At 65.7% G+C, this 12843-nt stretch carries 10 protein-coding genes; 5 read left to right on the plus strand and 5 right to left on the minus strand.

The window, feature by feature from the left end; genetic code table 11:
- The first annotated feature begins 13 nt into the window (after nucleotides 1-13).
- From fixL to S58_RS25350, 4 genes are all read left to right on the plus strand, one after another.
- A complete protein-coding gene (gene fixL, locus S58_RS25335) occupies nucleotides 14-1525 on the plus strand; it encodes a sensor protein FixL (protein WP_015668238.1) in 1512 nt (503 codons plus the stop codon).
- Nucleotides 1518-2135, plus strand: a complete 618-nt coding sequence (gene fixJ, locus S58_RS25340; protein ID WP_042340922.1) for a response regulator FixJ — start codon at nucleotides 1518-1520, stop codon at nucleotides 2133-2135. The genes fixL and fixJ overlap by 8 nt, the downstream gene beginning before the upstream one ends.
- Nucleotides 2136-2213: 78 nt before the next feature.
- Complete coding sequence (locus S58_RS25345; RefSeq protein WP_042340208.1) at nucleotides 2214-2618, plus strand: response regulator; 405 nt, start codon at nucleotides 2214-2216, stop codon at nucleotides 2616-2618.
- 111 nt (nucleotides 2619-2729) lie between these two features.
- Nucleotides 2730-3422, plus strand: a complete 693-nt coding sequence (locus S58_RS25350) for a helix-turn-helix domain-containing protein (protein WP_144058543.1) — start codon at nucleotides 2730-2732, stop codon at nucleotides 3420-3422.
- A 14-nt stretch (nucleotides 3423-3436) separates the two neighbouring features.
- Here S58_RS25350 and S58_RS25355 read toward each other — a convergent pair whose 3' ends face one another.
- The 4 genes from S58_RS25355 to S58_RS25370 all read right to left on the minus strand — a co-directional run bounded on the left by S58_RS25355 (nucleotide 3437) and on the right by S58_RS25370 (nucleotide 9392).
- Nucleotides 3437-4756: an MFS transporter gene (locus S58_RS25355; protein ID WP_015668242.1), complete on the minus strand. Its 1320-nt coding sequence runs from the start codon at nucleotides 4754-4756 to the stop codon at nucleotides 3437-3439.
- A gap of 98 nt (nucleotides 4757-4854) precedes the next feature.
- Entirely contained in the window at nucleotides 4855-5367 is a 513-nt protein-coding gene (locus tag S58_RS25360) for a PRC-barrel domain-containing protein (protein WP_015668243.1), read from the minus strand.
- Entirely contained in the window at nucleotides 5364-7565 is a 2202-nt protein-coding gene (locus tag S58_RS25365) for an amylo-alpha-1,6-glucosidase (RefSeq protein ID WP_015668244.1), read from the minus strand. The genes S58_RS25360 and S58_RS25365 overlap by 4 nt, the downstream gene beginning before the upstream one ends.
- 63 nt (nucleotides 7566-7628) lie before the next feature.
- A complete protein-coding gene (locus S58_RS25370; RefSeq protein WP_015668245.1) occupies nucleotides 7629-9392 on the minus strand; it encodes an ABC transporter ATP-binding protein in 1764 nt (587 codons plus the stop codon).
- A 320-nt stretch (nucleotides 9393-9712) separates the two neighbouring features.
- Here S58_RS25370 and S58_RS25375 point away from each other — a divergent pair, with 320 nt between their 5' ends.
- Nucleotides 9713-10783 carry a glycosyltransferase family 4 protein gene (locus S58_RS25375; RefSeq protein ID WP_015668246.1) on the plus strand — a complete coding sequence of 357 codons (1071 nt, stop codon included), beginning with the start codon at nucleotides 9713-9715 and terminating at the stop codon, nucleotides 10781-10783.
- Between the two features lie 60 nt (nucleotides 10784-10843).
- On the opposite strand, the gene S58_RS25380 is transcribed toward S58_RS25375, so the two are convergent.
- Nucleotides 10844-12709: an alkyl/aryl-sulfatase gene (locus tag S58_RS25380; RefSeq protein ID WP_042340925.1), complete on the minus strand. Its 1866-nt coding sequence runs from the start codon at nucleotides 12707-12709 to the stop codon at nucleotides 10844-10846.
- Between the last annotated feature and the right edge of the window lie 134 nt (nucleotides 12710-12843).

Raw genomic sequence — 12843 nt, forward strand, 5'->3', positions numbered from 1 at the left:
TCGAAGGCTCGAAGTGCGCGGCGTTACCCAACCCTTTCCCGACGCATCCGTCCGGCCAGACGACGCCAGGGCGCTGGGCTTCGGTGCCTGGGATCTCGACCTGGCCAGCGGCGATTTCTACTGGTCGGTGACCACGCGCAAGCTGTTCGGCGTCCCCGCCGACCAGCCGGTCACCTACGGCTCGTTCCTGGCGCTGCTCGCGCCGGAGGACCGTACCCCGGTCGAAGCGGCGATCGAGCATTCCCGCCATCAGGGCACCGGGTTCGACATGGCGTTCAAGGTGCCGCATGGCGGCCACTGGATTCGCGTGCTCGCCGGAGTCGTTCCCGACGAGGCCGGCGAGCCGCGCCACCTGCGCGGCATCGCCCTCGACATCGACCAGGAGAAGCGGCTGGAAGAGGCGCTGCGGATGCGCGAGCAGCATCTCCGGTCGATCCTGGACACCGTGCCCGACGCCATGATCGTGATCGACGGCACCGGCACGATCCAGTTCTTCAGCGCTGCCGCAGAGCGCATGTTCGGCTACACCGAGAAAGAGGCCGTCGGTCTCGACGTCAGCGAACTGATGCCGGAGCCGGACCGCTCGCGTCATGCCAGCTACCTCCTCCGCTATCATGCCAGCCGCGAGCGCCACATCATCGGCATCGGCCGTATCGTGACCGGCCGCCGCCGCGACGGCGCGACCTTCCCGATGCATCTGTCGATCGGCGAGATGCAGTCCGGCGGCAAGCCCTATTTCACCGGCTTCGCCCATGATCTCACCGAGCATCAGCAGACCCAGGCGCGGCTGCGGGAATTGCAGTCCGAGCTGGTGCACGTGTCACGGCTCAGCGCGATGGGCGAGATGGCCTCGGCGCTGGCGCACGAGCTCAACCAGCCGCTCGCGGCGATCAGCAACTACATGAAGGGCTCGCGCCGCCTGCTGACCGGCAGCAGCGATCCCAACACCGCAAAGATCGAGAGCGCGATGGACCGCGCCGCCGAGCAGGCGATTCGCGCCGGCCAGATCATCCGCCGCCTGCGCGACTTCGTGTCGCGCGGCGAATCGGAAAAGCGGGTCGAGAGCTTGTCCAAGCTGATCGAGGAAGCCGGCGCGCTCGGCCTTGCCGGCGCGCGCGAGCAGAATGTGCAGCTGCGCTTCCAGCTCAATCCGGAGGCCGACCTGGTGCTGGCCGACCGGGTGCAGATCCAGCAGGTGCTGGTCAATCTGTTTCGCAATGCGCTCGAGGCGATGTCTCATTCCGCACGGCGCGAGCTCGCTGCCAGCAATCGCAGGATCAGCGACGACTTGATCGAGGTCGCAGTGTCCGATACCGGAACGGGATTCCCCGACGACGTCATGCCCAACCTCTTCAAGACGTTCTTCACGACCAAGGACACCGGAATGGGAGTCGGCCTTTCGATCAGCCGTTCCATCATCGAGGCCCATGGTGGGCGCATGTGGGCCGAGAACAACGAGGCAGGCGGCGCGACATTCCGCTTCACCCTGCCCGCCGCCCCAAGCAAGGTTGAGCATGATGGCTGAACGGGCGAAGGTCTATGTGATCGACGACGACGAGGCGATGCGGGACTCGCTGAACTTCCTGCTCGATTCCTCGGGCTTCGAGGTTACGCTGTTCGAGCACGCGCAGGCTTTCCTGGATCGCCTGCCCTCGCTCGGCTTCGGCTGCGTCCTTTCGGACGTGCGGATGCCGGGCATCGACGGCATCGAGCTGCTCAAGCGCATGAAGGCGACCGGCAGCAGCTTTCCGATCCTGGTGATGACAGGCCATGGCGACGTGCCGCTTGCGGTCGAAGCGATGAAGCTCGGCGCCGTCGACTTCCTGGAGAAGCCGTTCGAGGACGAGCGGCTCATCGCCATGATCGAAACGGCGATTCGTCAGGCCGAACCAGCTGCGAAAAACGAATCCGTCACGCAGGACATTCTCGTGCGCATCGCCAGCCTGAGCCCGCGGGAGCGGCAGGTGATGGATGGACTGATGGCCGGCCTCTCCAACAAGCTGATCGCGCGCGAATACGACATCAGCCCGCGAACCATCGAGGTCTACCGCGCCAATGTGATGACCAAGATGGGCGCCAACAGCCTCTCTGAACTGGTGCGGCTCGCGATGCGCGCGGGCGCCCTGAAGGATTGAGCTAGATCAAGCTGACTTGACAGTTTTGGGTGTTATGTTGTGCTTCGGTTCAACATGACATTTTTCGCGGCACGTGCCATGTCGGCTCCAACAAAACCCAAGGTCTACGTAGCCGATGACGATGCCGATGTCCTCGGCTCGCTGCGTTTCCTGCTGGAGGCCGACGGCTTCGACGTCCGGACCTTTCGCAGCGGCACAGCCCTGCTCAACGCGTCGGACCATGCGTCGCCCGACTGCTTCGTGCTCGATTACAAGATGCCCGAACTCAACGGGGTCGAACTCGCCGAAAGGTTGCGTAAGCAGGGCGCAACCGCTCCAGTCGTGCTGATCACGGGTCACTATGACGACCGGCTGGCGGCGCGCGCCGCTGCCGTCGGCATTCAGGACTTCCTGCTCAAGCCGCTGCTCGACGACAATCTGGTGAAGCGGATCCGCAAGGCGATCGCAAACGAGCATTCGGCTACCGCACAGCGCGCGTCCTGACAGCCCGACCTACGTACATCTACGTAAGGGACCCCCCTTAAGATAACGGCCCAAATGTCCTTAACGGGAGCCGCCGTGTACCACATCGCCATCCGCCGCAAGGAGATGGTCATGCTCAATCAGCCGCTTACCAATTCGGTCGTCAGCACCAACGCCCCCCACGCCATCCCCTCTCCTGCAGCCAACCCTTTCGCCGAGATCACCGGCCACGCCGGGCTGATCGCCAGCGAGTTCTCCTACAAGAAGGACGAGGAGATCTATGGCGAGGATGAGCCGGCCGAGTACGTCTACCAGGTGATCTCTGGCGCCGTTCGCAGCTACAAGCTGCTCTCCGACGGCCGTCGCCAGATCGGCGCCTTCCATCTTCCCGGTGACGTGTTCGGCCTCGAATTCGGCTCCGTGCACCGTCTCGCCGCCGAAGCCATCATCGACACCACCGTGCGCCTGGTGAAGCGCCGGAGCCTGGAACAGGCCGCCGGCGTCGACGTCACCGTCGCCCGCAAGCTCTGGACCATGACGGCCGGCGACCTCCGCCACGCCGAGGATCACATGCTGCTGCTGGGCCGCAAGACCGCGATGGAGCGCGTTGCGACCTTCCTGCTCGAGATGGACCGCCGCCTCGCCGTCGCCGGCATGATGGCGCTGCCGATGTGCCGCCGCGACATCGGCGACTATCTCGGCCTGACCCTCGAGACCGTATCTCGCGCACTGTCGCAGTTGCACAGCCAGGGTGTTCTCGGCTTCTCCGGCGCCCGCCAGATCGTGCTCCGCAACCGTCAGCGCCTGCGCAGCATGGACGCCTGAGGCGTCCTTGGCACTCACACGCTCCCTGCGCGCTGCCGTGTCTCAGGCATCAGCAGCCCGATCAGAACCAGACCCGCGAGCGCCACGCCTGACAATCCCAGGAAGGCGGTGGCGCTGCCGAACCGGTCGCTGACGAAGCCGGCCGCCACGGTCGACAGCGACGCGCCAATGCCGGTCGCGGTGCCGACGATTCCCTGCGCCAGATTGAAGTGACCGCTGCCGAAGGCCACGTCGGCCACCGTCAGCGGAATCATCACGGCGAACACCGCGGCGGTGACGCCGTCGAAGATCTGCACGGCCACCAGAACATAGGGGTCGTGCACGACGGCAAACAAGGCGCCGCGAATCGCGAGCGCCGCAAAGCCCAGCATCAACAGCGGCCGCCTGCCCCATTGTTGCGCCAGCGCGCCGACCGAGGGCGAGGTCAGCGCCACGATCGCCTGCGGCACGACGATGCAGAACGCGATCAGCATCGGCGCCCATTCGCTCGATTTCGTCGTCACCACCCCCGCCATCAGCGGCAGCATCGCCGCATTGGCGAGCTGCAGCAGGAATACGCCGAGCGCAAACACGAGCAGCGCGCGCTGGCGCAGCAGGCCGAGCAGGCTGGACAGCCGCGCCACCTCCCTGTCCTCCTGGTGGGCCACGCCATGCGCGCGCGCAATGTCGATTTCGCGCTCGCGGATTCGCGACAACGCGATCAGCGTCGGAAAGGCGAGAATGAAGGTGACCAGGAACACGGCGCGGCTGGACAGCAGATAGCCGCAGGTCCCCATCACCGCCGCGGCCACGCCATTTCCGAGTGAGGCAAAGCGCGCATTACGGCCGAGCCGCTCCGCCATGCCACGCGGTCCGACCAGGCCGAGGCTGATCGCCGCGATCGCCGGGCCAAGAACGCAGCTCGCCGCCGCATGAAACGTCGCGGCACTCGCGATCACGGGAAAGATCGGCCACGCCGCATAAGCGAGCGCACAGCAGCCGATGGTCGCAATGGCAAGCCCGGCGACGCGCCGCTCTGATCTGGCTGCATCGATGATCGCGCCGCCTGGCATCTGCCCGATCAGTCCGACAATGCCGCCGATCGACAGCACCAGGCCGATCTGGGCCTGGGTCCATTTCTGAGTCGTCAGATACACCGCGATGAACGGGCCGAATCCGGTCTGCACGTCGGCCAGGAAGAAGATGAACCAGTCGAGCCCGCGCAGGCTCTGCCGCGACGGCGCGGGCTTTCCAGAATGGCCGAAGTCGTGCGCGACATCCGCGCGCGCGACGGCGTCCCTGCCATCCGGCTCGGGCTCGCGGTCGGGCGGTATGGACGGCCGTGCAATCGGCATCGCTCTCACGGTCTCAATTCATGACGGTCGCGGAAACATCGAGATCCACCATTGCCGGCGCACGCGGGCGTGCCGGATCGGCGGTCTCACGCATCAACTCAATGATCGAAAATCCAGGGCGACAGCTTGCCGGCGGCGCCGAGCACGACGACAGGCTTGTCCTCCTTGTATTCGGGCGCGGCCTTCACCTGCTCCTTGGTGAGGTCGAGCGTGACCTGGTCGCTCTTCTCGGCGATGTGCTTGAAATCGAGCGCGGTCCAATCGACCACGATCTTGCGGCTGCCGACGCCGAGGAAGCCGCCGAAATCGATCACCGCCGCGCGCACCGTGCCGGTGAGATCGACGATGACGTCGACGATGTGGCCCATGTCCTCGCCGGTCGAGCTGCGCACGTCGCGCCCCAGCACGCCATGCGCATCGCGCGCACCGAGAATGGTGACGGAAGGCGGCGGTGCCGGCTCCTTCGCGGGCGCCGCCGCGTCCTTGGCGAGAGGTGCCGGGGCGGCGGCCTGCTGCGCATAACCGCCTGACGCATGCAGCCCCTGCAGCAACGCCAGCGCTGCCAGCCAGCGAACAGTGCGGCTGCGCCTATCCTGTTTCGCTGCCGTCATTGCGCCAGCACCAGCGAGACCTGGATCCGACCGCGCCGTCGCAGCACCTCCATCGAGATATCCTCGCCGTGGCGGCGAACGCGCAGGTCGATCGTCGAGCTGCCGAGCCTCAGATCGCGCAGCACCACCCAATCCAGAAAGGCCGGCAGCCGCGGATTGCGCAAACGGATCTCGCCGCGTGCGGCGTCGAACTCGAGCCCGAGGGCGGCTTCGAGCAGCGTGAAAGGCGTCGCGCTGGCCCAGGCCTGCGGCGCGCACGCCACTGGATAGAGCGTCGGCCCGCGATGCGTCTCGCGCCGGAAGCCGCAGAACAGCTCCGGCAGGCGGCGCAGATCCATGTAGGCCGCCGCCTCGAACAGGCCCCTGAATACCTGCTCGACCGCATGCTTGAAGCCATAGCGCGACAGGCCGAGCGCGATCAGCGCATTGTCGTGCGGCCAGATCGAGCCGTCGTGATAGGACATCGGATTGTAGCGGGCCTCGCCACGGGCGACGGTGCGGATGCCCCAGCCCGAGAAGAAATGCGGCCGCAGCAGATCGGCCGCGACCTTGCGGGCGCGGTCCTCGCGCACCATGCCGCTGAACAGCAGCTGGCCGGCGTTGGACGTGCGCACGCGGCACGGCTGCTTGTTGCCGTCGAGCGCGAGCGCGTAGGTGTTGAGATCCTCGCACCAGAAGGCGTCCTCGAAGCGTGTCGCGAGCAGCGCCGCCTCGGTTTCGAGCCGGTCCGCCCGCTCGGCCTTGCCGAGCCGGCGCGCGCAACGTGCCGCCAGCTGCTTGCCGGCGAAGACGTAGCCCTGCACCTCGGCGAGCGCGATATGGCCTTCGGCGAGGCGGCCGTCGGCATGGAAGACGGCGTCGTAGGAATCCTTCCAGCCCTGGTTGGAAAGGCCCTGCTCCGACGCCCGCTGATATTCGACGAAGCCGTCGCGATCGGGATCGCCGGGTCCGTCGATCCAATTCAGCGCCTGCTCGATCGCCGGCCACAGCTCCTGCAGGGTTTCCATGTCGCCCGTGCGCTCGATGTACAGCCCGGCGAGCAGCACGAACAGCGGCGTCGAATCGACGCTACCGTAATAGCAGGCGAACGGCACCTCGCGCAGCGCCGCCATTTCGCCGCCGCGCATCTCGTGCAGGATCTTGCCGGGCTCGGCATCCGCCAGCGGATCGGTCTGCCGCGCCTGGTAAAAGGCGAGCCGGCGCAGCACGCCGCGGGCGATGCGCGGATCGACCCACAGCATCTGCATCGCCGTGATCAGCCCGTCGCGGCCGAACGTCGTCGAGTACCAGGGAATGCCGGCATAGGGATAACGCCCCTCCGGCGTATCCGTCATCAGGATGTTGAGATCGGCCGCCGCCTGGCACAGCACCTCGTTGAGGATGTCGTTCGAGGTCTCGATGCTGGTTGCGCCCTGCGTGCAACGGCGCATCTCGCGGCGATGCGCGAGCAGGCTGCGGAAGAAACGTCCCGGCCGCTCGCCGGCCTTGGCGTTGCACGTCACCGCCACGAACAGCGAGGTCGATTGCTGCGGGTCGAGATCGAAATGATAGGTCGCGACGTCGACCGCGAGGCGGGTCGGATGAGGATCGAAATGCAGCGCTGTCGTGCGCGTCACACCGTCCAGCCCGCGATAGTCGAGCACGACGTCGGACGGCCCGGCGAGACGGCTGGAGCCGGTGCCGCGCCGCGCACGCACGCTGCCGCGAACCTCGAAGAGGTCGGCAAAGTCGTTGTCGAAAGCGAGCCTGAGATCGAAGCTGGCGCGCCTGTCGCCGTGGTTCTGAACGCCGATGCGCTGGTAGGCGGTGCCGCGCCAGAGAAAGATCGTGCGCACGACGTGCAGCACGTCCTTCGGCAGCACCAGCCGGCCCTGCTCGTAGATGTCGGGATTGGTCAGATCGACCGTCAGGCTCGAATTGTCGTCGCGCAGGCTCGATCCCAACAGCAGCGGCTGGACGTCGTCGAGCGTCAGCTCGAGCCGCGCCAGATAGCGGGTGTCGGCGTTGAACAGACCATCCGGACCTCCTGCGGAGGCGCCGATGTCGCCATGGCCGTCGAGCACGATGAAGGTGTCGTCGTGCTTGAGCGAACGCCGCGGCCGCGCCGCGGGCCCGGTCATCGGAATGTAGAACGGCTGCTCGGCCGGCTCATCGGTCCGAGCGATGGATGTCAGTGTGCTTGCGAGTTCGGCTGGCATGTTGACCTCGTGCGAAGTAGGAGCCGGCGCGGGCGCGACCGGGAACGCGACGCGACACGCCGATCAGGCGGCGAACTTGGCGAGCCGGTTCAGCTCCTGGGTGACGAGCTCCCGATACGGGCCCTCGCCCTGCATCAGCCTGTCCGGCGCGCCGTCCTCGATGATCCGGCCCGATCTCAGCACCACGATCCGGTCGAAGTTACGCAACGTCGTGAGCCGATGCGCGATCGCGATGACCGTACGCCCGCGCATCAGACGACTCAATGCCTCGCGGATCGCCTCCTCGGACTCGCTGTCGAGCGCAGCCGTGGCCTCGTCCAGCAGCAGGATCGGCGCATCCTTGAGGAAGGCGCGCGCGATCGCGATGCGCTGGCGCTGGCCGCCCGACAGCTTGACGCCGCGATCTCCGACCATCGTCTGCAATCCCTCGGGCAGCCGCTCGACGAAATCGCAGCGCGCGGCGATCGCAGCGCGCAGCACCTCGTCGTCGGTTGCACTCGGGCGGCCGTAACGGATGTTCTCCAGAATCGAACGATGAAACAACGAGATGTCCTGCGGTACCACCGCAATGGCCTCGCGCAGGCTCTGCTGGGTGACTTTGGCGATATCCTGGCCGTCGATGGCGATGGAGCCTGCCTGCGGATCATAGAATCGCTGCAGCAGCGTGAACAGGCTGGACTTGCCGCCGCCGGACTGGCCGACGAGGCCGACGCGCTGGCCTGGCTGCAGGCGGAGCGTGAAGCCCTCGAACAGCTTGTGTCCGCCGGGATAGTGGAAGGTGATGTTGTCGAAGGCGATCGCGGCGCCACTCTTGACCAGCGGCTCGGCCTCGGGGTGATCACGCAGCTCATGCGGCTGCAGCAACGTGGCGATGGCCTCGCTCATCCGCGCGACATGCTGGGTGACGTCGACCAGAGCGACGGCCAGATCGCGGGTCGCGTTGAGAATGCACAGGCCGAGCGTACACACCAGCACGACGTCGCCGGTGGTTGCTCCGCCCCTCTGCCACAGCGAGATGGCCCACGCCATCAGCGCCACGGTCAGCACGATCGTCACCGATGCGTGCAGAATGCGCAGCTTCTCGAGGTAGCGCAGACTGCGCCCGCGGGCGTCGAGTTCCTTGTTCACCGTCGCATCGAAGCGATCATGCTCGTGGCGCAGCCCGCAGAAGGCACGGACCAGCGGCATGTTCGAGATGACGTCGACCATCTCGCCGTCGACCATCGCGGCCTTGTCGGCGAAATCGTCGTGCAGCGGCTTGCCGGCCGCAGCCAGCCGGAACATCGCCAACACCATCATCGCTGCAATCAAGAGCAGCGCGATGGCCATCGGGCCGCTGACGGTTCCGATCAGGCAGATCGCCGCCACCGTCGCGAGGCATGGCGGCAGTACATTCCAGACGAACATGTTCTCGACGTTGAACACGGCGTTCGAGGTTGCCGTGATGCGGCTCGAGAGCATGCCCGGCAGGCGGTCGCCAAAGTAGCTCGGCGAATGACCGGTGAGATGACGGAAGATGTCGCGCCGGAGATCTCCGGTGACGCGGACGAAGGTAGAGCTCGCGATCCAGCTGGCGACGCGCCAGAGGATGTTGTCGGTCGCAATCAGCGCCATCAGCAGCACGAATGCGGCCCATACATTTCCGCCACGCGAAGGCCCTGCCGAGAGACTGTCGACAAGCGCTTTCACGCCGTATTGCGTGCCCACCGAACAGGCAACGGCACCGATGACAGACATCAGAATGATGAGATGGGACGCCGGCCGTTCGCGCAGATAGCGCATCACGAAGGGAAAGGGCCGGTGTGCGTAACCTGAAAGCTGATCCATGGGCCGTCCGTGAGAGAGATTTCGCGTTTTTGCTGCTGAAGTGGCGGCGCTCGATCGGAACCGATCAGAAGCGACGTGTCGTCTCGTGGTCCCGCAGCATCGCCGTCGCGGCGTCAGCGCATGTCGACATTCACAGCACTCGCAGGGTTGGAAGCACCAGATGGCATCAATGAGACGTCGCGCAGAACGACGCCGCGAACGACGTCGATGGAAGAAAGTGCATTGGATCAAGGAACTTCGCAAATGCGAGAACGTTCCCGTCTGGCTATCGCCGGATCGCGGAGGAACCCTTTCCATGATCACATATAGGAGACGATGAAATGCGCATTGCGCAGGTTGCTCCGTTGACGGAGGCGGTGCCTCCCAAGCTCTACGGCGGTACCGAGCGAGTGGTCCATTGGTTGACCGAAGAGCTCGTCGCCCTCGGCCATGATGTCACGCTGTTTGCGAGCGGCGATTCCCAGACAACGGCCAGACTGTGCCCGACATGGCCGAAGGCGTTGCGACTCGATGGCTCGGTCCGCGATCCCAATGCCCTGCACATGGTGATGCTAGAGAACGTTCGGCAACAATGTGACGATGAAGCGTTCGACGTCCTCCACTTCCACCTCGATTACTATCCGTTCTCGCTGTTCCATCGGCAGCCGACCCCCTTTCTGACCACGCTGCATGGCAGGCTCGATCTTCCGGAGCATCAGCCGGTCTTCTCGACATTCAAGGATGTTCCCGTCGTCTCGATTTCGGATGCGCAACGCCGGCCGGTTCCAAATGCGAACTGGATCAGCACCATTCTGCACGGCCTTCCCGCGAAGCTGCTGACGCCGAGGCCGGTGACGCCGAGCTATCTCGCCGTGCTGGGACGGATCGCACCCGAGAAGGGCGTCCATAGCGCCATCAAGATCGCGATCCGATGTGGCATTCCGTTGAAGATCGCGGCCAAGGTCGATCATGCCGATCAGGACTATTACGATCAGGTGATTCGTCCCTTGATCACCGGCAATGCGCTCGTCGAGTTCATCGGCGAGATCGGCGATCATGAGAAGCCGGAGTTCCTGTCCGGCGCGCTCGGCCTGCTGCTGCCGATCGATTGGCCGGAGCCGTTCGGCCTCGTCATGATCGAGTCGATGGCCTGCGGCACGCCCGTGATCGCCTACAACCGTGGCTCGGTCCCCGAAGTGATCGACGACGGCATCACCGGCTTCATCGTCGAGGATGAGCTCGGCGCCGTCGCGGCCGTCAACCGCCTGCACGATCTCAGCCGTGCCCGCGTCCGCCAGCAGTTCGAGCGCCGCTTCACCGCCCGGCGCATGGCGCTGGACTATCTCGCCGCCTATCGCCGCCTGATCGAAAAAGCCGAGCCGCGCATCAGGCTGGTCAGCAGCGCCGAATAGCACAGCGGAGGTCGGGCAATTCGAAGCGCGACCTCCAACTCATCTCACGTCACCCTCGTCTCACGTCACCCTTGCGCGCTTCGGTTCGACGATCTCGAACATGCGCGGGAATTCGTCCATCAGTGACATCAGTTCGGCAAGCCGCATCGGGTTGCCGACGAAGCTGATCTTTCCGGCCGCGACCGCTTCCGGAAACGTCGTCGCCTTGGCGATGATCTCGTCGAGCGTCGCGCGCGCCAGCGTGAAGCCCGCGTCGGCCGTGGAGGCCTGCACGCCCACCGCATAGGTCAGCGCGCAGTTCTGCAGGGTGAGCACGAAGCGCTCGCCGGTGTCGGTGAACGTCCAGTTCAGCACGATGTGCCTGCCCTCCGCCTTCGGCCCATTCAGCCTGACGCCGAGCACGTCCCATATCTGCTCCGTGCGCAACGCGGCCAAAGTCTCGCGTGGCATGCCGGGGCGCGGCGGGACCTCGGGCATGCCGTGGCGCAGCTCCTGCGCGCCGAACAGATAGGCATTGCGCCAGGTCGCGCTCTCGGCGGCATAGCCGAGCTGCTCCAGCGTGTCGGCCAGCAGCGCGCGGGCCTCGGCATTGTCGGGCTCGGCAAAGACGAGATGACCGACCGCCTGAGCGACGAAGCGAAATTCCCCCTTGGTGAAGTCCTCGCGCGCCCGCGCCAGCAATGTCTCGGCGCCTCCCATATACGCGACGTATTTGCGCCCGGCTTCGACCGGCGGCAGCGGATCGAGGTTGACCGGATTGGCGTCGTACCAGCCGAGATATTTCTGGTAGATCGCCTTCACGTTATGCCGGATGTGGCCGTAATAGCCGCGCGCATGCCAGGCGCCTTCGAGGCTTTTCGGCAGAGTGATCTGCTCGGCGATCTCGCTGGCCGTCAGCCCGTGATTCATCAGCCGCAGGGTCTGGTCATGGGCGAACTTGTAGAGATCGCGCTGCTCGCGGATCATCGCGTCGACACGGCTCACACCCCACACCGGCCAATGATGCTGGCCGCACATCACCTCCGCCTTGCCGCCCCATAGCTGCAGCGCCTCGCCGAGATATTTGGACCACGCCAGCGCATCGCGGACGTCGGCGCCGCGAAACGGCAGCAGATTGTGGAAGTTGTGCGTGCAGTTCTCGGCGAGGTTCAACAGCTTGTAGCGCGGCACGAAGAAATGCATCTCCGCCGGCGCCTCGCTGTTGGGCGCCATCTGGAATTCGAAGCTGACGCCGTCGATCGTCCGGGTATCCCCCGTCGCCATGATCAGGTCGGTCGGACGGAGCAGTGCGACCGAGCCCGCCGCCATCGACTTGCCGAGCCCGCAATCGACATGGCCCTTGGGGCCTTTCACGAGCAGCGGCCCGAACTGATATTGCGCCCGGCGCAACATCGCAGGACCGGCAATGATGTTCTCGGACACCGCGTGCTCGATGAACAGGTTCGGGGCGATCAGCGGCACGCGGCCGCTGGTGACGGCGTCCTCGTCGACCACGCCGCGCGCGCCACCCCAATGATCGGTGTGGGTATGCGTGAACATCACGGCCGTGACCGGCCTGACACCGCGGTGCTGGTAGTAGAGATCCAGCGCTGCGCGGGCACCCTCGATCGAGGTCAGCGTATCCACGACGATCACGCCGGTGTCGCCTTCGATCAGCGTCATGTTGGCGATGTCGAGTCCGCGCACCTGATAGACGCCGGGGACGACCTCGAACAGGCCGTGCTGCATGTTCAGCTTCGCCTGCCGCCACAGGCTCGGATTTACGGTTGGCGGCGCCTCCTCCGCCTCGAGGAAGCCGTAGGGCGCCACGCTCCAGACGGTGCGCCCCTGCGCCGTCGTGACCTTGGCCTGGTCGATGGTGCCGAGAAAGCCGCGGGCCGCGTCGTCGAAATCGGCGGTGTCGCCGAATGGCAAGGCCTCCAGCATGGCCTGCTGCGCCGCGCACACGGCCGCACTGGCCTCCTTCAGCTCCTTGGAGCTATCACCGCCGACCGGCGCATTCATGGCTTCCCCTCCCGCAACGACGCTTGTGTGGCGCGATGCTAATGCGGGGGATCGTC

This window comes from Bradyrhizobium oligotrophicum S58 (assembly GCF_000344805.1).
GTDB lineage: Bacteria > Pseudomonadota > Alphaproteobacteria > Rhizobiales > Xanthobacteraceae > Bradyrhizobium > Bradyrhizobium oligotrophicum.

Excerpts from the sequence above, each read along its gene's own strand:
- fixJ (WP_042340922.1), top strand. The coding sequence starts at position 1,518 with ATGGCTGAACGGGCGAAGGTCTATGTGATCGACGACGACGAGGCGATG.
- S58_RS25345 (WP_042340208.1), top strand. The coding sequence starts at position 2,214 with ATGTCGGCTCCAACAAAACCCAAGGTCTACGTAGCCGATGACGATGCC.
- S58_RS25350 (WP_144058543.1), top strand. The coding sequence starts at position 2,730 with ATGCTCAATCAGCCGCTTACCAATTCGGTCGTCAGCACCAACGCCCCC.
- S58_RS25355 (WP_015668242.1), bottom strand. The coding sequence starts at position 4,756 with ATGCCGATTGCACGGCCGTCCATACCGCCCGACCGCGAGCCCGAGCCG.
- S58_RS25360 (WP_015668243.1), bottom strand. The coding sequence starts at position 5,367 with ATGACGGCAGCGAAACAGGATAGGCGCAGCCGCACTGTTCGCTGGCTG.
- S58_RS25365 (WP_015668244.1), bottom strand. The coding sequence starts at position 7,565 with ATGCCAGCCGAACTCGCAAGCACACTGACATCCATCGCTCGGACCGAT.
- S58_RS25370 (WP_015668245.1), bottom strand. The coding sequence starts at position 9,392 with ATGGATCAGCTTTCAGGTTACGCACACCGGCCCTTTCCCTTCGTGATG.
- S58_RS25375 (WP_015668246.1), top strand. The coding sequence starts at position 9,713 with ATGCGCATTGCGCAGGTTGCTCCGTTGACGGAGGCGGTGCCTCCCAAG.
- S58_RS25380 (WP_042340925.1), bottom strand. The coding sequence starts at position 12,709 with ATGCTGGAGGCCTTGCCATTCGGCGACACCGCCGATTTCGACGACGCG.